Raw genomic sequence first — 17,026 nt, forward strand, 5'->3', positions numbered from 1 at the left:
GGCATTGGCGGGCTCTGTTCTTTGCCGGGGGCTTGCGCCAGAATCCGCCGCTTAGACCAACGCTTCACTGGATGAGGGGCCATGCTGCAATGAAACCGATCTTCCTGGCCGTGGTACTGATGGCAACCGGCGTGCAGGCGGCCGAAGAGGCCGACAACACACCGTGCGACGGAGTGGAAAACGACAGGCAAACCCTGGAATGCGCCGCTTATAACCGGATCACCGCCGAACAATTGCTCAATGACAACGTGCAAAGCCTGCTAGAACGTCTAGGCACGCTGTACGGCAATGACAACGCGCAACTGAGCGACATCAGCGCCAAGGTCAAACATGCACAGCAGTTGTGGCAGAAGCAGCGCGATGCCGACTGCGCGGTGGAGTCCTTTCCGGCCAAGCCCGGGACCCAGGCCTACACCATCGCCACCAACGATTGCCTGGCACGGATGAGCGACGAGCGCTCGGAGTTCATCGAGTCCATCGCCCAGGAATGACCCGTCACCGGTAGACGCGGGCTTGCCCGCCAAGCGTGTCTGGCCGAAGCCCATGGCGCGGCAGGCAACGCTTGGCGAGCAAGCTCGCGCCTACAGCAGAGCGCCGGGACAGCGACGAGTCAGGCGCCACCGCGAAAGCACGAGACGCCCCAGGCGGTGAGCTTGAACGGCAGATGGTAGTGCTGGCGCGGGTCGTCCAGGCCAAAGCGGTACACCAGCACATCGAGGAAGGGCACCGGCGGCAGCGCCTGGCCTTGCTCGCGATAGAACGCCGCCACCTCCAGCTCCACCTCATAGACGCCCCGAGTGAAGTCCTGCGCCTGCTCGCTCAATTCAGCCAGCAGGCCGTCAGCGGCAACTCGCCCTGCGCAGAGCAACTCCCCGCCCGGGCGGCGCACCCGCACCGCCATGCCTTCGGCCACCTGGCCGCTGGCGACATCCACCACGTGGATGGACACTCCGCCGTTCATTTCCAGAACCCCACGTGAGCCTGGGCCGCTTCGTGTTCCAGCATCGGCCCGAACACCTGGATCTGCCGCTGTCCACGGGCAAAGACTTCACGGCACGGCAGGGAAAAGGTCGGGTTCTCCGGGTGATCGCCGGTCAATTCCAGCAAGGCGTGTTCGGACAGGGCGTAGACCACTCGGCCAATCCCGGTCCAGTAGATGGCCCCGGCGCACATGCAGCAGGGCTCGGCGCTGGTGTACAGGGTGCACTCGGCCAGGGCCTGGGGGCTGAGGAGCCTGGCCGCCTTGGCAGCGGCAGCCAATTCGGCGTGCTGGGTCGGGTCGCCTTCGGGAGGCATCGAATTGTTGCCAGCACGGGCGATGATCTTGCCATCACGATCCGCCACCAGGGCGGCGAACGGGTGCCGGCCACGGGCCTTGGCCTCCCCGGCCAGTTCGATGCTCTGACGCAGCAGGTGCAGGTCCAGTTCGCTGACGCCGGAAGGGATGGGAGAAAGCATCTGGGTCATGGTGACCTCCTTTTCATGGGCAGAGTCCCGCCGAAAAAGACGGGTTGGAAAGCGACCTTCAGTCATTGAGCCCGGCATGGGCCGGCAACGCGTCGGCCGCTGGCTCGTGAGGGTTGAGCAGCAGATTGAGGACGATGGCGGTGATGGCACCGAGAAAGATGCCGCTTTCCAGCAGCAGCTTGAGCGGCCCGTGGGCTTGGGCGAACAGTGCCGGAAAGGACATCGGCAGCACACCGACACTGACCGACACCGCGACAACGATCGCGTTGCGGGTGCCCTCGAACCTCACCCGCGACAGCTCCTGGATGCCGGCCACGGTGGTCATGCCGAACATGACGATGGCGCAGCCCCCCAATACCGGGGTCGGCACCGCAGCCACCAGTGCCCCGAGCTTGGGAAACAGCCCCATGAGCACCATGATCGTGCCGGCTGCCGCCACCACAAAGCGGCTCTTGATCTTGGAGAGCGCGATCAGTCCGGTGTTCTGGGTAAAGGCGTTGTAGGGAAAGCTGTTGCACAGTCCGCCCACCAGGGTCGACAGGCCGTCGGCACGAAAGGCATCGCCCAGGGTGCGCTGGGTGGTTGGCCTGCCGGTGAGCTTGCCGATGGCCAGGCAGTTGCCGGTGGTCTCGGCCATGATCACCAGCATCGCCAGGGTCATGATCAGGATCGGCATCAGGGAAAACCGCGGGGCGCCGAAAGCCATGGGCGGGCTCAGTTCGAACCAGGCCGCGTCGCCGACCTGGGCGAAGTGGGTCATACCGAAGGCGGCAGCGATCAGGCTGCCAGCCAGCAGGCCGATCAACACGCTGAGGTTGCCGATAAACCCGGAGAACTTGCCGTAGATCACCAGGGTCACCACCACCGTGGCCAGGCCCAGCAGCAGGTTGGCCGGCGCGCCGAAATCCGCCGCCGCCGGGTTGCCGCCCCCCAGCCAGATGGCCGCCGCCGGCATCAGGGAAATGCCGATGATGGTGATCAGGCTGCCAATCACCACCGGCGGAAAGAACCGCAGCAGGCGGCTGAACAGCGGCGCCAGGGCAATGGTCAGGGCACCGGCGGCGATTACCGCGCCAAACACCTCGGTCAGGCCGAACTGCTTGCCGATCATGATCATCGGCGCCAGGGCGATGAAGGAGCAGCCCTGGATCAACGGCAGCCTCGCGCCGAACCGCCAGAAGCCCAGGGTCTGGATCAGGGTGGCAATACCGGAGGTCAGCAGATTGGCGTTGATCAACAGAACCACCTGGGCCGGGGTCAGGCCCAGGGCATTGCCTAGAATCAACGGCACCGCCACCGCGCCGGCATACATCACCAGCACGTGTTGCAGGCCGAAGCTGAACAACTGGCGAACGGGCAGAACCTCGTCCACGGGATGTACACGGGAAATAGTCATGTCGCAGGTCTCCTGAAGGTGCGGCTGTTGTTGTTCTGGCAGGCATCCGGAGCAGGGCCCCGGCAGGAAGTTCGGACGGCGGCGTCCATGATCTGTGCTTGACTGCGATGCACCAAATGAGCAGCCATCGTTTTTAACGATGGATTGCACAAACCTGTCCTGGGCTCAGGAGACGCGATGCGCTTTTCACTGGAGCAACTGCAAATGTTCGTCCAAGCCGCACAAACCGGCTCGTTTTCGGCCGCTGCGCGCAAGCTGGGCAAGACCCAGTCCACGGTCAGCGTGGCCATCGCCAACCTGGAGGCCGACCTGGGCGTGGCGCTGTTCGACCGCAGCAGCCGCAGCCCGGTGCTGACTGCCATCGGGCAGAAGATGCGGCTGCAGGCCGAGGCGGTGTTGGAGCGCTGCCTGACCCTGCAGGCCAGTGCCGACTGCCTGTCGCAGACCCTGGAGGCGCAGCTGTCGATCGTGATCGAAACCCCTTACGGCCCGCTGATGCCGGTCTTGCGCGAGTTCGAGCAGGCCTTCCCCTACGTCGACCTGCTGATCCGTCACCCGCTGTCTGGGGATGGCAGCGAGCTGGTGGCCCGGGGCAATGCGGTGCTGGGAATCGCCTTTTCGCAACCGGGCTATCCCCAGGAGCTGGAGTTCCAGCAGATGGGCAAGCTGATCATGCTGCACGTCTGTCACCCGGATCATCCCCTGGCCCGGCTGGACAACCTGACCTTCGACGACCTGCATGAGTACCGGCGCCTGGCCTTCAGCGCCCACGCCGACAAGTTGCCCAGCAGCGAGTACTTGCGCTGCAGCCAACTGTGGCAGGCGGAAAACTACCTGGCGCTGCTGGAGATGGTCCGCGCCGGCCTGGGCTGGGCCACCCTGCCCCGGCAACTGATCCAGCGCGAACTGGCCCAGGGCGAGCTGGTGGAACTGCAACTGGGCGCCTACCCCCACACCGACTGGCTGGTGGGCGTAGACCTGCTGTGGGCCCGGCAACGGGTGATGGGCAAGGCCGAACGCTGGCTCAAGGAACGCCTGCTGCGGCACAAGGTGTACGAAGTGGACCGGCGCGGGCAGTCCACGACCTGGTAACGCTGGCGCGGGCAACAAAGGGACAAGGTTCTAGGCTTGGCCGGACAGCAAATATAAGCAAGGATTCGCAATACTTATAAAAGGCTTATATAGTCCGCCATGAACGAAATCCTCTGGAGTCGAAAAGCGGTCAAGCAGTTGATGCGACTGCACCACGAGCATCAGGTCCAGGTTCGTGATGCGATCGCCCTGCAGGCCGACATGCCCGCCAGTGGCAACGTCAAAGCCCTGTCCGGCCACACCTATGCCTATCGCCTGCGGGTTGGCCAGTACCGCGTGCTGTTTGATTGGGACGGGGTTATCCATATCGTCAGTGTTCAAGAGGTCAAAAAACGTGATGAACGCACCTACTGACATCCAGATCATCCACGGCCCGGACGGCAAGCCGGCGTTCGTGGTGATTCCCTACGCGCAGTACGTTGCGCAGCAGAATGAGCCTGATCTGATCCCCCATGGCGTGGTCAGTCGCATGGTCGATGGCGCCACGCCGATCCGGGCCTGGCGCGAGCACCTGCACCTGACCCAGGATGAGGTTGCCAAGCGGCTGGGAATCTCTCAGCCGGCCTTCGCCCAACAAGAGAGCGTGGCCCGCCCCCGCAAGAGCACCCGGGAAAAAATTGCCGCCGTCTTCGGTATACGCGCCGACCAGCTGGAGCTGTAAGCTGCGCCCCACTCAACGATTGAAAGGGTTACTCATGAGCATCTGCGGTATCGAGATCAAGGGCAGCGAAGCCATCTTCGCCCTCGCCTCCCTGCAAGACGGCGCACCGCACCACCAGGCGCTGGCGATCAAGAAGATCGCCCTGGAAGACGACGATGACGCGGGCAACGTTCGCGACTTCGCCGCCCGGATCGGCGCCTTTGTCCGCGAACACGGAGTGACCCGCATCGCCATCAAGAAACGCAGCAAGAAAGGCGAATTTGCCGGCGGCCCTACCACCTTCAAGATCGAAGGCGTGTTTCAGTTGCTGGATAATTGCGAAGTGACCCTGCTGTCGCCGCAAACCATCAACGCCCAGCACAAGAAGCATGGCTTCGAGCTGGGGGCGAGCCTCAACAAATACCAGCACGAAGCCTACAAGACCGCCTGCGCCGCCTTGCTGAAGAAATGATCCTGAGGCCCTGCTTAGCGGTCTAACGCCAAACATCCAGCGCGCCTGAGATCCTCGCGTCTCTGCGGGCCGTTCGCAGCCTGCGGCAGCAGCTACAGTTGGCGCCGATAATGCTGCAGCCAGTCGGCGAATGAGTTGTCTTCCAGGGCATAGGCGCCCCGGCTGGATTTCCACACCAACTCCTTTTCCCGCAGGGCATCGATACAGGCCTGCACCGTCTGGGTGCCCGGTTGCGTATCGCTGCCCATGGCCTGCAAGGCCTTGGCCACCGCCGCCAGGGTGTCGTCGGTAAAGGGCGCGAACGGCAGGTTGTTACGCGAGCGTTCCACCATCACTTCCAGCACCGCGCGCTGGGAACGGGTCAGGCCGTTCCAGGCGCTTTCAAACTCGCTCCAGACCCCAGCGCGCAAGACCTCGGCACTGCTGCGCAGGAGTTCGTTGAGTTGCCCTGCCTCTCCCAGCTCCAGAGCCACCTGGCCAATAATGCTGCGAAGCATCTCCGGACGGCGCCCCACCCACTCGAACGCCTGGTCCAGATCATCGGCGTTAAACTGATTGGTCGGCGCCAGGTGGGCATTGAGATGTGCGGTGTAAGCCTTGGTGAAGTCCCGTCCCAGCAACGGAAACGGGGTGATGCTGGAACCAAAGAACGGCTGGTTACGGTTGAGCACCAGATGCGCCAGCTTGTCGCGATTGGAGCCGGTGAACACCAGGCGCAGGCCGTTGGTGGCCATGTCCCGGCCCTGATTGAGCTGATCCCGGGCCGCCTTCAGGGCGAACATGGCGTTCAGTCCAGCCTCGGAGCTCAGGGCGTGTTGGGCTTCGTCGATCACCAGAACCACGGTCTTGCCCGCGGCGCTGTGCAGCAATTCCAGAGCCTGGGTCAGGGTAGCGCCTTCGGGGAGTTGGGATTGGCTGAAATCCCAGGAGAGGGTCCGCAGGAAGCTGAGCTTCTCCACCCCAAGGGACTTGGCCAGTTTGCGGATGCCTTTCTCAAAGGGCACCAGAGCCCCGGCGATGGCTGCGGCAATCAGCTCGGCGGGATCTTTCTCGCGATTGGCCCACAGATCGACATACACCGCCAGCCAGCCGCGCTGCTGACACTCAGGCAGCAGGTCTTCGCGCAGGAAGGTGCTTTTGCCGGTGCGCCGTGGCGCGGCCAGAAACAGTCCCGAGCTGTAATCCTGAATCCCGCAACCCACCAGACCATCGGCAATATTGAGTGCCAGGGCAGGACGACGAAACACGAAGCCGGTGTTTTTCGACATGTTTTTATACTCAATTATTGCCAGGACTGTAATTTATAGCCGCGAGTATAATTAACTATAAAACCCTGTCAAACCAGCTCCCGTCCTCCTCCCAAGAGGCGCCGGTCCTCCCGGGGACAGTGCACGAAACGCGCACGGTAGCTGCGGGTGAAGTAGGACGGCGACTCAAAGCCGCAGGCGATGCTCACCTCCAGCACGCTCATGTCGGTCTGGCGCAGCAGTTGCCGGGCCTTCTCCAGGCGCAGGCCGAGGTAAAAGTTGCTCGGGGTGTCGTTCAGGTGCAGGCGAAACAGGCGCTCCAGCTGGCGCCGGGTGACCTTGATCGATTCGGCCAGGGCCAGGGTGCTCAGGGGCGGTTCGCTGTGCTGTTCCATCTCGCCGATCACCTGCACCAGTTTCTTGTTGCTGATGCCATAGCGGCTGGCGACTTCCATGCGCTGGTGATCCTTGCGCGGGCGGATGCGCCCGAGCACGAATTGCTCGCTGACCTGGATCGCCAGTTGCGGGCCGTGGGCCTGGGCGATCAGGTCGAGCATCATGTCGATGGACGCGGTGCCACCGGCGCAGGTGATCCTGCGGCGATCGATCTCGAACAGTTCCTGGGTCACGCTCAACTGCGCATAGGACTCCTTGAACGCCTCGATGGCTTCCCAGTGCAGGGTCACCCGGTGCCCCTCCAGCAGCCCGGCCTCGGCGAGGATCACGCTGCCGGTGTCGATACCGCCCAGGGTCACGCCCTCCATGTCCAGACGTCGCAGCCAGTGCTCCAGGGCTGGAGTCAGGCACTTCAACGGCTCGAAGCCGGCCACTACCCACAAGGTCGCGCCCTTCTTCAGCGGCTCCAGGGCAGCATCGACATTGACCGACATGCCGTTGCTGGCCAGCACCGCGCCGCCGTCGGCGCTGAGCACATGCCAGCGATACAGCTCACCGCGAAAACGATTGGCCACCCGCAACGGCTCGATGGCGGAAATAAAGCCGATGGCGGAAAACCCCGGCATCAGCAGGAAGTAGAAGTCCTGTGACATGCAATTCACTCCCGTGACGGCCAGCGTGGGCCTTGTGATACGCCAAATGCCCAGCGCCCACAAGGGTACTGGTCGCTGCAGTGCAAGAGTCGGTCGCCGCTGTGCGTTTAGCCGATACGGCGCCCGCGTACCTTGGCCACACCGGCGCACCAAGACGCCGGAATCGACAATAACAACCTGCCGAGGGAACCCACATGAAACGACTGATCAGCCGCTGTGTGCTTGCGCTTAGTGGTAGCGTTTTTCTGACATCGGGAGCCATGGCCGCCGACGCCCCCAGTTGCCAGAACGTACGCCTGGGCGTGGTCAACTGGACCGACGTGATCGCCACCAGCGCCATGACCCAGGTTCTGCTCGACGGCCTCGGCTACAAGACCAAGCAAACCAGCGCCTCGCAGCAGATCATCTTCGCCGGCATCCGCGACCAACGCCTGGACCTGTTCCTCGGCTACTGGAACCCGCTGATGACCCAGACCATCACCCCGTTCGTCGAGGCCAATCAGGTCAAGGTCCTGGCCGAGCCCAGCCTCAAGGACGCCCGCGCCACCCTGGCCGTCCCCTCCTACCTGGCGGACAAGGGCCTGAAGACCTTCGCCGACATCGCCAGGTTCCAGAAAGAACTGGGCGGCAAAATCTACGGCATCGAACCCGGCTCGGGCGCCAATACCCAGATCAAGGACATGATCGCCAAGAACCAGTTCGGCCTGGGCCGGTTCCAGCTGGTGGAGTCCAGTGAGGCCGGCATGCTGTCGGCGGTGGCCCGGGCGGTGAAGCGCAACGAAGCCATCGTGTTCTTCGGCTGGGCACCGCACCCGATGAACGTCAACTTCAAGATGACCTACCTCAACGGCAGCCAGGATGCCCTGGGGCCGAACGAGGGCCAGGCCACGGTCTGGACCGTCACCGCACCGACCTATGCCGAGCAGTGTCCGAACGTGCACCGGCTGCTGACCAACCTGACCTTCAGCGCCGAAGACGAGAGCCGCATGATGCAACCGCTGCTGGAGCACAAGGACGCCCTGGAATCCGCCCGTCAGTGGCTCAAGGACCACCCGCAGGACCAGCAGCGCTGGCTGGAAGGGGTGACCACCTTCGATGGCAAGCCGGCCGCCGAACACCTGCAACTGACCCGCAAATAAGCCACCAACGCTCGCGCCCCGCAGCCCACCCTGGGCTGCGCACGGCCATCTCATGCCCCCAGCAAACCCGCCTGTAAGGAACCGCACCATGAACCACGACGTCATCATCACCTGCGCACTCACCGGTGCTGGCGACACCACCGCCAAGAGCCCCCACGTGCCGGTGACCCCGAAACAGATCGCCGCCGCCGCGGTGGAGGCCGCCAAGGCCGGGGCCACCGTGGTCCACTGCCATGTGCGCGACCCGGCCACTGGCAAGTTCAGCCGGGACGTGGCGCTGTACCGCGAAGTGATGGAGCGGATTCGCGAGGCCGACGTTGACATCATCGTCAACCTCACCGCCGGCATGGGCGGCGACCTGGAGATCGGCGCCGACGAAAACCCCATGGAGTTCGGCCCCAACACCGACCTGGTCGGCCCCCTGACCCGCCTGGCCCATGTCGAGGAGCTGCTGCCGGAGATCTGCACCCTGGACTGCGGCACCCTGAACTTCGGCGACGGCGACACCATCTACGTGTCCACCCCGGCCCAGCTGCGAGCCGGCGCCAAGCGCATCCAGGAGCTGGGGGTGAAGGCCGAGCTGGAAATCTTCGACACCGGCCACCTGTGGTTTGCCAAGCAGATGATCAAGGAAGGCCTGCTGGACGACCCGCTGTTCCAGTTGTGCCTGGGCATTCCCTGGGGCGCCCCGGCGGACACCACCACCATGAAAGCCATGGTCGACAACCTGCCGGCGGATGCGGTATGGGCCGGTTTCGGCATCGGCCGCATGCAGATGCCCATGGCCGCGCAAGCGGTGCTGCTGGGGGGTAACGTGCGGGTCGGCCTGGAAGACAACCTGTGGCTGGACCGCGGCGTGCTCGCCACCAACGGCCAACTGGTGGAACGGGCCACGGAGATTCTCAGCCGCCTCGGTGCCCGGGTCCTGACCCCAGCCGAAGGGCGGCAAAAAATGGGCCTTAAGCAACGCGGTTAATCCGTATTCATTTGCACCTCTGCAGAAGCGAGCAAACCGCCAAGAGGGCCGTCAGCGCCGACATTCCAGTCGCCTGAGGCCCTCCCTGTGCTCCGTTGGCCAGCGAACAGGCCCCCATGGCCGTTCACAGCGTCGCTGGCAAGCCAGCTCCTTCGGCCCCTTTATTTTAGGAAGACGCCATGACCTTTATCACCGAGATCAAAACCTTCGCCGCCCTGGGCAGCGGCGTGATCGGCAGCGGCTGGGTGGCCCGCGCCCTGGCCCACGGCCTGGACGTGGTGGCCTGGGACCCGGCCCCCGGGGCCGAAGCCGCCCTGCACCAGCGCATCGCCAATGCCTGGGGGGCCCTGGAAAAACAGGGCCTGGCCCCGGGCGCCTCGCCACAGCGCCTGCGCTTTGTCAGCACCATTGAAGCATGCGTGAAAGACGCCGACTTCATTCAGGAAAGTGCTCCAGAACGCCTGGAACTCAAGCTGGAGCTGCACAGCAAGATCAGCGCGGCGGCCAAGCCCGATGCCCTGATCGGCTCCAGCACCTCGGGCCTGTTGCCCAGTGAATTCTATGAGGGTTCGACCCACCCGGAACGCTGCGTGGTGGGCCACCCGTTCAACCCGGTGTACCTGCTGCCGCTGGTGGAAGTGGTGGGCGGCCAGCGCACCGCACCCGCCGCGATCCAGGCGGCGATCAAGGTCTATGAATCCTTAGGGATGCGGCCACTGCACGTGCGCAAGGAAGTGCCGGGGTTCATCGCCGACCGCCTACTCGAAGCGCTGTGGCGCGAAGCCCTGCACCTGGTCAACGACGGCGTGGCAACCACCGGGGAAATCGACGATGCGATCCGTTTTGGCGCCGGCCTGCGCTGGTCGTTCATGGGCACCTTCCTCACCTACACCCTGGCCGGGGGCGACGCCGGCATGCGCCACTTCATGGCCCAGTTCGGCCCGGCGCTGCAACTGCCCTGGACCTACCTGCCGGCCCCGGAACTGACCGACAAGCTGATCGACGACGTGGTCGAAGGCACGGCCGAGCAACTGGGCGCGCACAGCATCTCGGCCCTGGAGCGCTATCGTGATGACTGCCTGCTGGCGGTGCTGGAGGCGGTGAAAACCACCAAGGCCAAGCACGGCATGCACTTTCACGACTAACCCAAGCCCCTAGGAGCCAGCTTGCCGGCGAAGCGTCCAACGCAGCCTTGCTGCGCCCTGAAGGACACCTTCGCCGACAAGTCGGCGCCGACATCCAACCGGTGATTCCATGCCTGCCCTGAACACCTACAGCACCCGCATCGTCAGCGATTGGGTCGACTACAACGGCCATCTGCGCGATGCCTTTTACCTACTGATCTTCAGCTACGCCACCGATGCCCTGATGGATCGACTGGGGCTCGACAGCGACAACCGCGAAGCCAGCGGCCACTCGCTGTTCACCCTGGAACTGCACCTGAACTACCTGCACGAAGTGAAGCAGGGCACCGAGGTCCAAGTGCGCACCCAGATCATCGGCCACGACCGCAAGCGTCTGCACCTGTATCACAGCCTGCACAGGGCCGGTGATCACCAGGAGCTGGCCGGCAACGAGCAGATGCTGCTCCACGTCGATCTGGCCGGGCCGCGTTCGGCGCCGTTCAGCGAGCCGGTCCTGCAGCGCCTGCAAGCTCTGAGCGACGAACAGGCCGATCTGCCGCGCCCCGCCTACATCGGCCGAGTCATCGGCCTGCCCGCAGCGCAATAGCCATCCGCCCGAAAAGGAGATCACCGTGAACACCGCCGCCCTTGCCGACTATCGCCGTTACCCGCTGACCAGCCCGTTAAGCGCCGTCCAGGTATTGCCGGACCGGGTTCAGGTGCGCTGGGCCGATGATCGCCTCAGCCCCTTTCACCATCAGTGGCTGCGGGACAACTGCCCCTGCGCGCAATGCGTCTACAGCGTGACCCGCGAACAGCTAGTGGAAATCATCGACGTCCCCGAAGACCTGGACTGCCTCGCAGCGCGCATCGATAGCCAGGGTTGCCTGTGCCTTGACTGGTCGGACGGCCACCAGAGTCGTTTCGACCCCGGCTGGTTGCGGGCCCACGCCTATGACCGGCAATCCCGCGAGGAACGCCGCACCAACAAGGCGCAGAGCCAGCTGTGGGACAGCCACCTGCAACTGCCGGTATTCGACTATCAGTCCCTGATGGACGACCCCAAGGCGCTGCTGCAATGGCTGCTGGCCCTGCGCGACATCGGTCTGACCCAGGTGCGCGGCGCGCCCACCGAACCCGGCTCCCTGGCCCTGATCGCCCGGCGCATTGCGTTCATCCGCGAGAGCAACTTCGGCGTGCTGTTCAACGTGCAGTCCAAGGCCGACGCCGACAGCAATGCCTACACTGCCTTCAACCTGCCTTTGCACAGCGACCTGCCGACCCGCGAACTGCAACCGGGGCTGCAATTTCTGCATTGCCTGGTGAATGACGCCGAGGGCGGCGAAAGCATCTTCGTCGACGGTTTCGCCATTGCCCAAGCCTTGCGCCACGAAGACCCCGACGCCTTCCGCGCGCTGTGTGAAATACCGGTGGAGTTTCGCAACAAGGACCGCCACAGCGACTACCGCTGCCTGGCGCCGATCATTGCCCTGAATGCCCTGGGCGACGTGGCGGAAATCCGCATGGCCAACTTCCTGCGCGGTCCTTTCGACACCACCGAACAACAGATGCCCCGGCTGTATCGCGCCTACCGCCGTTTTATCGCCCTGACCCGCGAAGCCCGGTTCCGGGTGATCCGGCGCCTTGATCCGGGCCAGCTCTGGTGCTTCGACAACCGCCGCACCCTGCACGCGCGCAACGCCTTCGACCCGGCCAGCGGCGCCCGGCACTTCCAGGGCTGCTACATCGACCGCGACGAACTGCTCTCCAGAATCCTCGTCCTGCAACGCTGATCCTCATGTCGCCAGCACTGGCTCCCGGTAGGAGCCGGCTTGCCGGCGAAACTGGCCGGCCAGCCTTCCACAGACAAAAAAAGCCCCGATCAAGCCGTGACAGGATCGAGGCAGGGACTACTGCTGAGGAGCTGCGGTGAGAAGGTGACCAAACCATCACGACGCCAGCTGGGTTCAGTCTGCCGATTCGGCCCTGACTCCAGTTAGCCGAAAGCGACGTGTTCGTAGGTAAAAGGGCCAGCGTCGCCCTTCAGACCTCCTCCGTATACAGCACCACCCTCACATAGAAATAGCCGATCTTGCCCCACTGCTCGCGCCGGCTATAGGGCGTCTCCTCGGACCCCATGCCGAGCTGATAGCGGCGCCCGGTGGTTTTATCCCTGTAATAGGTGAACCCCGTTGTTTCCCAGCCACAGCAGACAAACTTCAAATAGCTCGCCTCCCCCGATAGACGCTGCAGATAGCGCTCCATCTCATAGGCATGCCTGCCTTCAACCCGATAGGTGGCGGTCAGCGGTGACCCTTGATACTGCGGTGCGGATTCACACCCGACAAACTCGAGAACCTGCGGTGGGTCGGCGGCGTCCCGCAGAAAGTCGGCACACTCGGGAGCGGCCCAGGCACCACTGGAAAACACCCACAACACACCGGCCAGGCATCCTTTGAACAACGCTTTCATCCACTGCAGCTCCACGGTTTCCGAGTGGGCGGTCGCCCTGCCGACAAAGCTCCATCGGCGTCGGATTATTCCACTTATTGGAGGATCAGGAAAAATACGAAGTAAATCAGCTCATGAACATCCGGCCTTAAGCATGAACACCGTCAAAGGGGCTCTCTCAAGTGAACAACCGAAATATAAAAGTATCCAATGTTGTCCCACTCCTCCCTTTTGTAGTGAATCGTTTCCTCAGAAGCCAATCTGATGTGATATCCAAGACCGGTACTTTTATCTTCGTAGTAAGTCTCAGCTCTTACCTCCCACATACAGCAGGCAAACTTCACCCCCCTTGTACGCCCAACTCACGATGTAAATACTGTTCTACATCATGCGCAATTTCTCCTTCTACTCGATAGATGGCTTTTAGTGGCGCACTTTGGCTCTTGGGCTTGGATTCACAACTGACAAACTCGATAGCGTTGGGTGGATTGGCAATAGTCCTCAGAAAATCTCCACACTCAGGCGACCCCGAGACACAATGTGAGCTCATCAGCAAAAAAAGCAGAACATACAGCAAGCATTATTTTCACTCGTTACGCCTCAACGATCAGTTCACCAATAGACTTCCTTTTACTACCCGAAACATGCTTGCTAATAAGGCACTCATATAGCGAATTCCACTTGACCAGTTCATAACAAGTAACACTGCCCTCCGAAATGTGCCCGATGTGTATATATCGAATGCTATTAACGGCCGTCCCTTCCAATACAATGGAAAACCAGACATCTGTACAGTTAACTTGCCCAGGATGAGTACCTCTATAACCCGCAGTACTAATGTGCGCATGAGAATAGTCTGGCGCCATGATTCGATGCCTGCCAGGAGGTATTGGCGTGTACCTCCCATCCCAGATGCTGTTAAGCGTAACCCGCGCATTCAAATCGCCAAAACGCGCTATGGCCCATTACTGCCGGAGTGAAAAACATTGAATATCTGACTCAACGCCCTCTTGTAAATTGGCGAACTTCACCCTGACTGTTGCCCCAGCTTGTTCAGCCCCCACATCAGACATATATAAAGGAACGTTACTGTTACTCAACGCCACGTCTTTACCGCCCCCCGTTACCGTCAAGCACCTTAAAAGGCGTATACCTACCATCAACTCTCAAAATGGCTGCCTTTGTATACTCACATAAAAACACCTTATCAAACCCATAAGAAAACACAGGCTTACACCTCCCCCCCTTCATCATCCGCTCGCCTCACATACGTGGCGGTCACACCAACACGCTGTCCAGAGTTCGGCTCCCTGGTAGTAGCATGCAGATTGTTAGCCAGCACAATCTGATTCATGAGCGACTCCTTAAACGACATCATCCGGTTCTATGCGAAGCAGTTCGCTCGCGTTGGTAAAAACACGTTGCGTCAATCCATTGGAGTCCGTTACATCCCGATAGACCTTCCCTCCCGGCGTCACAATCTTGTAGCTAAACCCGGGAACCGGTTCGCCTTCAGCGTCCAGCCGCTCAAACTGCTCGTTGTATGGCTGTTGAGTAGATCCACACGCGGTCTAGTCCCCCTCACGGGCAACGGGCGATCCGTCAAAAATGACATCGGGCGATCCACTGACAATCGGGTTCACGCCATGCCCGGGAATCGGGCGGGCAGTGGGATCGGAGACACGAGCGGCGGGCTTCCCTGACATGATGATTGCTCCTTGTGAATGGCGTTCAGCGATTAGGCCTGAATCATTGCCCCATCTCTTATGCCGCCAGGAGCTGGGTCAAATAAGGCAGAAACATCTGAAATACAAGTCAGATCCGTAGCTACACAACGACAGCGCCAATCGCATCGAGTTAGTCGAAAACGACCTGTTCATAGGTAAACGGGCCATCACGACAATCTGCCCTTGCCGCCACCCGGACGCCCTACCAGAATCGACTGACGACCACGCTCCCTGAACAAGGATAAAAGTCATGATGCATGCGGATTTGATTGACCAGGACGACCTGCTGGGACAACTCCGGGCCCTGGGTTTCGAAATGCCCGCAGGCGCCAGCGCCGAGCAGGCCTGCGAATGTGCGGTAAGGGGTTTGAGCGACGCGCGGGCCCAGGCGCTCAAGGGCATGGTGGAGCAGATGCTCACCGGCAATGCGACCATTCTGCCGGCGGTGCGCCAGGCCATCGACCGTCAGTTGCTGCCGGCCCTGGCCGAATACCTGCAACACAAGCGCGCGTGAATGTCCCCAATGCCTGAGTCGGTTGCTAGAGCCCGCTTTCCCCAGACCGACACAGGCAATTTCCTCATGATCCGCATTCAACCCGGCGTCCTCAGCGAACAATCCGCTTGATTGCCATTGCGCCAGGACCTATGGCCCGACTGTTCGCCGCAAGAATACCAAGCTGAAATCCGGCACATGTTGGCGCAGCCCCAGCGCTATGGCTGCTGGCTGGCCCATGGGCCAAAGGGTGCGGTGGCGGAACTGGCCGAGGCGGCGTTGCGCCGCGACTACGTCAACGGCACCGACAGCTCGCCGGTGGTCTTTCTCGAAGGCCGCTATGTAGCGCCCGCGTACCGCCGCCTTGGCATCGCCCAGCGCCTGATCGAGCAGGTGGCTACATGGGGACACCAACAAGGCTGCGTGGAACTGGCTTCGGATACCAGCCTGGACAATCTGCCCAGCCAGACCCTGCACAACGCGCTGGGTTTGGAGGAAACCGAGCGCGTGGTGTATTTCAAGAAACGCCTGTGACTACAGGCGCACGCTGGCGAATGTCGACTCGTTGCGCGCCTGGCTCAGGGCCGATATCGGGCCGGACAGCGGCGCCAGGACCATGGCTTGCGGCAACGGCATCATCGCCACTTGCTGGGTGGTGTTGGAGCCAACGCGCTCATCTCGCGGTGGAATGCCGAAGTATTCGCGGTAGCACTTGGAGAAGTGCGGCGTAGAAACGAAACCGCAGACCGAAGCCACCTCGATAATCGACATCGGCGTTTGCTTGAGCAGTTGCCGCGCGCGGATCAGCCGCAGCTTGAGGTAGTAACGCGATGGCGAACAGTGCAGGTATTTCTGGAACAACCGCTCCAGTTGGCGCCGGGACACGGCGACGTACACCGCCAGTTCGTCGAGGTCGATCGGCTCTTCGAGGTTGGCCTCCATCAACGCGACGATTTCCTGAAGCTTGGGCTGGTTGGTGCCGAGCATGTGCTTGAGGGGCACGCGCTGGTGATCCTGTTCGTTGCGGATGCGCTCATAGACGAACATTTCCGAGATCGCCGCCGACAGCTCGCGGCCGTGATCACGGCTGATCAGGTGCAGCATCATGTCCAGCGGCGCGGTGCCGCCGGAGCTGGTGAAGCGGTTACGGTCGAGGGTGAACAGGCGCGTGCTCATGGCCACCCGCGGGAAAGCTTCCTGCATCGACGCCAGGCATTCCCAGTGCACACTGCAATCAAAACCATCCAGCAGGCCGGCGCACGCCAGGGCCCAACTGCCGGTGCACACCGCGCCGAGACGACGAGACTGGCGGGCCTGACTTTGCAACCAGGTCACATGCTCGCGGGTCACGGAGCGCTGGATACCGACGCCGCCGCAGACGATGACGGTGTCGAGGCTGGGCGCTTTGTGTACCGAGGCATCGGGGGTGATTTGCAAGCCATCACTGGCCCAGACCTGACCGCCATCGACGCTGAGGGTGGTCCAGCGATACAACTCGCGACCGGACAGCTGGTTGGCCATGCGCAGGGGTTCGACTGCGGAGGCCAGGGAAATCAGCGTGAAATTGTCCAGCAGCAGAAAGCCGATGGATTGAGGCGCACGGTTCTGGGGTTGAGCCCCGGAGTTGAACGACGTCATCGCGATATCTCCTCACACAAAGCGGGTGATGGCCTCAGGCGGAGGCTCTTTTTATGTGCCCTGAAACGCAAAAGAGGCGGGCTTGATACTCACAGAGCAATTGCCATGCCTAAAG

Annotated in this window: 21 protein-coding genes; 12 read left to right on the forward strand and 9 right to left on the reverse strand. The window is 62.2% G+C overall.

Annotated features, from left to right (window positions below; translation table 11 throughout):
• Window positions 1-89 precede the first annotated feature (89 nt).
• Window positions 90-491, forward strand: a complete 402-nt coding sequence (locus tag PLD_RS02230; RefSeq protein WP_159889394.1) for a lysozyme inhibitor LprI family protein — start codon at window positions 90-92, stop codon at window positions 489-491.
• 119 nt (window positions 492-610) lie between these two features.
• On the opposite strand, the gene PLD_RS02235 is transcribed toward PLD_RS02230, so the two are convergent.
• The 3 genes from PLD_RS02235 to PLD_RS02245 are packed head-to-tail and all read right to left on the reverse strand — an operon-like array spanning window position 611 to window position 2,863.
• Window positions 611-949 (reverse strand): hydroxyisourate hydrolase, encoded by a 339-nt coding sequence (locus PLD_RS02235; RefSeq protein ID WP_178116103.1) that lies wholly within the window; start codon window positions 947-949, stop codon window positions 611-613.
• Between the two features lie 8 nt (window positions 950-957).
• On the reverse strand, window positions 958-1,467 hold the full coding sequence (locus PLD_RS02240; RefSeq protein WP_159889398.1) for a nucleoside deaminase: 510 nt from the start codon (window positions 1,465-1,467) through the stop codon (window positions 958-960).
• Window positions 1,468-1,525: 58 nt separating this feature from the next.
• Entirely contained in the window at window positions 1,526-2,863 is a 1,338-nt protein-coding gene (locus tag PLD_RS02245) for a nucleobase:cation symporter-2 family protein (RefSeq protein ID WP_159889400.1), read from the reverse strand.
• 177 nt (window positions 2,864-3,040) lie between these two features.
• Here PLD_RS02245 and PLD_RS02250 point away from each other — a divergent pair, with 177 nt between their 5' ends.
• The 4 genes from PLD_RS02250 (at window position 3,041) to PLD_RS02265 (ending at window position 5,067) form a co-directional block, all read left to right on the forward strand.
• Window positions 3,041-3,955 carry a LysR family transcriptional regulator gene (locus PLD_RS02250; RefSeq protein ID WP_159889402.1) on the forward strand — a complete coding sequence of 305 codons (915 nt, stop codon included), beginning with the start codon at window positions 3,041-3,043 and terminating at the stop codon, window positions 3,953-3,955.
• Between the two features lie 99 nt (window positions 3,956-4,054).
• The gene (locus PLD_RS02255; RefSeq protein ID WP_159889404.1) at window positions 4,055-4,309 is read left to right on the forward strand and encodes a type II toxin-antitoxin system RelE/ParE family toxin; all 255 of its coding nucleotides are present in this window, start codon (window positions 4,055-4,057) and stop codon (window positions 4,307-4,309) included.
• Window positions 4,293-4,616 carry a helix-turn-helix domain-containing protein gene (locus tag PLD_RS02260; RefSeq protein ID WP_102881105.1) on the forward strand — a complete coding sequence of 108 codons (324 nt, stop codon included), beginning with the start codon at window positions 4,293-4,295 and terminating at the stop codon, window positions 4,614-4,616. Before PLD_RS02255 ends, PLD_RS02260 begins: the two co-directional genes overlap by 17 nt.
• 34 nt (window positions 4,617-4,650) lie before the next feature.
• Window positions 4,651-5,067, forward strand: a complete 417-nt coding sequence (locus PLD_RS02265) for a DUF3010 family protein (RefSeq protein WP_159889406.1) — start codon at window positions 4,651-4,653, stop codon at window positions 5,065-5,067.
• 92 nt (window positions 5,068-5,159) lie between these two features.
• Here PLD_RS02265 and PLD_RS02270 read toward each other — a convergent pair whose 3' ends face one another.
• Together PLD_RS02270 and PLD_RS02275 are read right to left on the reverse strand one after the other, a co-directional pair.
• Window positions 5,160-6,335 carry an AAA family ATPase gene (locus PLD_RS02270; protein WP_159889408.1) on the reverse strand — a complete coding sequence of 392 codons (1,176 nt, stop codon included), beginning with the start codon at window positions 6,333-6,335 and terminating at the stop codon, window positions 5,160-5,162.
• A gap of 68 nt (window positions 6,336-6,403) precedes the next feature.
• Window positions 6,404-7,363, reverse strand: a complete 960-nt coding sequence (locus PLD_RS02275) for a GlxA family transcriptional regulator (protein WP_159889410.1) — start codon at window positions 7,361-7,363, stop codon at window positions 6,404-6,406.
• A 194-nt stretch (window positions 7,364-7,557) separates the two neighbouring features.
• Here PLD_RS02275 and PLD_RS02280 point away from each other — a divergent pair, with 194 nt between their 5' ends.
• The 5 genes from PLD_RS02280 to PLD_RS02300 all read left to right on the forward strand — a co-directional run bounded on the left by PLD_RS02280 (window position 7,558) and on the right by PLD_RS02300 (window position 12,395).
• Window positions 7,558-8,502, forward strand: coding sequence for a choline ABC transporter substrate-binding protein (locus PLD_RS02280; protein ID WP_159889412.1), 945 nt, complete (start codon window positions 7,558-7,560; stop codon window positions 8,500-8,502).
• A gap of 88 nt (window positions 8,503-8,590) precedes the next feature.
• On the forward strand, window positions 8,591-9,478 hold the full coding sequence (locus PLD_RS02285) for a 3-keto-5-aminohexanoate cleavage protein (RefSeq protein ID WP_159889414.1): 888 nt from the start codon (window positions 8,591-8,593) through the stop codon (window positions 9,476-9,478).
• Between the two features lie 179 nt (window positions 9,479-9,657).
• Window positions 9,658-10,623 carry an L-carnitine dehydrogenase gene (locus PLD_RS02290; RefSeq protein ID WP_159889416.1) on the forward strand — a complete coding sequence of 322 codons (966 nt, stop codon included), beginning with the start codon at window positions 9,658-9,660 and terminating at the stop codon, window positions 10,621-10,623.
• Window positions 10,624-10,732: 109 nt separating this feature from the next.
• On the forward strand, window positions 10,733-11,209 hold the full coding sequence (locus PLD_RS02295; RefSeq protein ID WP_159889418.1) for a thioesterase family protein: 477 nt from the start codon (window positions 10,733-10,735) through the stop codon (window positions 11,207-11,209).
• A 25-nt stretch (window positions 11,210-11,234) separates the two neighbouring features.
• Complete coding sequence (locus PLD_RS02300) at window positions 11,235-12,395, forward strand: gamma-butyrobetaine dioxygenase (protein WP_159889420.1); 1,161 nt, start codon at window positions 11,235-11,237, stop codon at window positions 12,393-12,395.
• A 250-nt stretch (window positions 12,396-12,645) separates the two neighbouring features.
• Here PLD_RS02300 and PLD_RS02305 read toward each other — a convergent pair whose 3' ends face one another.
• The 3 genes from PLD_RS02305 to PLD_RS02315 all read right to left on the reverse strand — a co-directional run bounded on the left by PLD_RS02305 (window position 12,646) and on the right by PLD_RS02315 (window position 14,759).
• Complete coding sequence (locus PLD_RS02305; protein ID WP_159889422.1) at window positions 12,646-13,074, reverse strand: DUF4952 domain-containing protein; 429 nt, start codon at window positions 13,072-13,074, stop codon at window positions 12,646-12,648.
• A gap of 319 nt (window positions 13,075-13,393) precedes the next feature.
• Entirely contained in the window at window positions 13,394-13,603 is a 210-nt protein-coding gene (locus PLD_RS30985) for a DUF4952 domain-containing protein (protein ID WP_371928896.1), read from the reverse strand.
• Between the two features lie 1,021 nt (window positions 13,604-14,624).
• Window positions 14,625-14,759 (reverse strand): PAAR domain-containing protein, encoded by a 135-nt coding sequence (locus tag PLD_RS02315; RefSeq protein ID WP_159889425.1) that lies wholly within the window; start codon window positions 14,757-14,759, stop codon window positions 14,625-14,627.
• 271 nt (window positions 14,760-15,030) lie between these two features.
• Between PLD_RS02315 and PLD_RS02320 the strand changes: the two genes are divergently transcribed.
• Together PLD_RS02320 and aac(6') are read left to right on the forward strand one after the other, a co-directional pair.
• A complete protein-coding gene (locus PLD_RS02320) occupies window positions 15,031-15,294 on the forward strand; it encodes a hypothetical protein (RefSeq protein ID WP_159889427.1) in 264 nt (87 codons plus the stop codon).
• 111 nt (window positions 15,295-15,405) lie between these two features.
• Window positions 15,406-15,807 carry an aminoglycoside 6'-N-acetyltransferase gene (aac(6'), locus tag PLD_RS02325; protein WP_256674524.1) on the forward strand — a complete coding sequence of 134 codons (402 nt, stop codon included), beginning with the start codon at window positions 15,406-15,408 and terminating at the stop codon, window positions 15,805-15,807.
• Here the strand turns inward: aac(6') and PLD_RS02330 are convergent, their stop codons facing one another.
• Window positions 15,808-16,911 carry a GlxA family transcriptional regulator gene (locus PLD_RS02330; protein ID WP_159889429.1) on the reverse strand — a complete coding sequence of 368 codons (1,104 nt, stop codon included), beginning with the start codon at window positions 16,909-16,911 and terminating at the stop codon, window positions 15,808-15,810.
• Window positions 16,912-17,026: the final 115 nt, after the last annotated feature.

The sequence above is a fragment of the Pseudomonas sp. LD120 genome, from assembly GCF_009861525.1.
In the GTDB taxonomy this organism is placed as follows: Bacteria; Pseudomonadota; Gammaproteobacteria; order Pseudomonadales; family Pseudomonadaceae; genus Aquipseudomonas.

Coding starts and splice junctions, on each gene's coding strand:
- PLD_RS02230 (WP_159889394.1), top strand. CDS start 90: ATGAAACCGATCTTCCTGGCCGTGGTACTGATGGCAACCGGCGTGCAG.
- PLD_RS02240 (WP_159889398.1), bottom strand. CDS start 1,467: ATGACCCAGATGCTTTCTCCCATCCCTTCCGGCGTCAGCGAACTGGAC.
- PLD_RS02245 (WP_159889400.1), bottom strand. CDS start 2,863: ATGACTATTTCCCGTGTACATCCCGTGGACGAGGTTCTGCCCGTTCGC.
- PLD_RS02250 (WP_159889402.1), top strand. CDS start 3,041: ATGCGCTTTTCACTGGAGCAACTGCAAATGTTCGTCCAAGCCGCACAA.
- PLD_RS02255 (WP_159889404.1), top strand. CDS start 4,055: ATGAACGAAATCCTCTGGAGTCGAAAAGCGGTCAAGCAGTTGATGCGA.
- PLD_RS02260 (WP_102881105.1), top strand. CDS start 4,293: ATGAACGCACCTACTGACATCCAGATCATCCACGGCCCGGACGGCAAG.
- PLD_RS02265 (WP_159889406.1), top strand. CDS start 4,651: ATGAGCATCTGCGGTATCGAGATCAAGGGCAGCGAAGCCATCTTCGCC.
- PLD_RS02270 (WP_159889408.1), bottom strand. CDS start 6,335: ATGTCGAAAAACACCGGCTTCGTGTTTCGTCGTCCTGCCCTGGCACTC.
- PLD_RS02275 (WP_159889410.1), bottom strand. CDS start 7,363: ATGTCACAGGACTTCTACTTCCTGCTGATGCCGGGGTTTTCCGCCATC.
- PLD_RS02280 (WP_159889412.1), top strand. CDS start 7,558: ATGAAACGACTGATCAGCCGCTGTGTGCTTGCGCTTAGTGGTAGCGTT.
- PLD_RS02285 (WP_159889414.1), top strand. CDS start 8,591: ATGAACCACGACGTCATCATCACCTGCGCACTCACCGGTGCTGGCGAC.
- PLD_RS02290 (WP_159889416.1), top strand. CDS start 9,658: ATGACCTTTATCACCGAGATCAAAACCTTCGCCGCCCTGGGCAGCGGC.
- PLD_RS02295 (WP_159889418.1), top strand. CDS start 10,733: ATGCCTGCCCTGAACACCTACAGCACCCGCATCGTCAGCGATTGGGTC.
- PLD_RS02305 (WP_159889422.1), bottom strand. CDS start 13,074: ATGAAAGCGTTGTTCAAAGGATGCCTGGCCGGTGTGTTGTGGGTGTTT.
- PLD_RS30985 (WP_371928896.1), bottom strand. CDS start 13,603: ATGAGCTCACATTGTGTCTCGGGGTCGCCTGAGTGTGGAGATTTTCTG.
- PLD_RS02315 (WP_159889425.1), bottom strand. CDS start 14,759: ATGTCAGGGAAGCCCGCCGCTCGTGTCTCCGATCCCACTGCCCGCCCG.
- PLD_RS02320 (WP_159889427.1), top strand. CDS start 15,031: ATGATGCATGCGGATTTGATTGACCAGGACGACCTGCTGGGACAACTC.
- PLD_RS02330 (WP_159889429.1), bottom strand. CDS start 16,911: ATGACGTCGTTCAACTCCGGGGCTCAACCCCAGAACCGTGCGCCTCAA.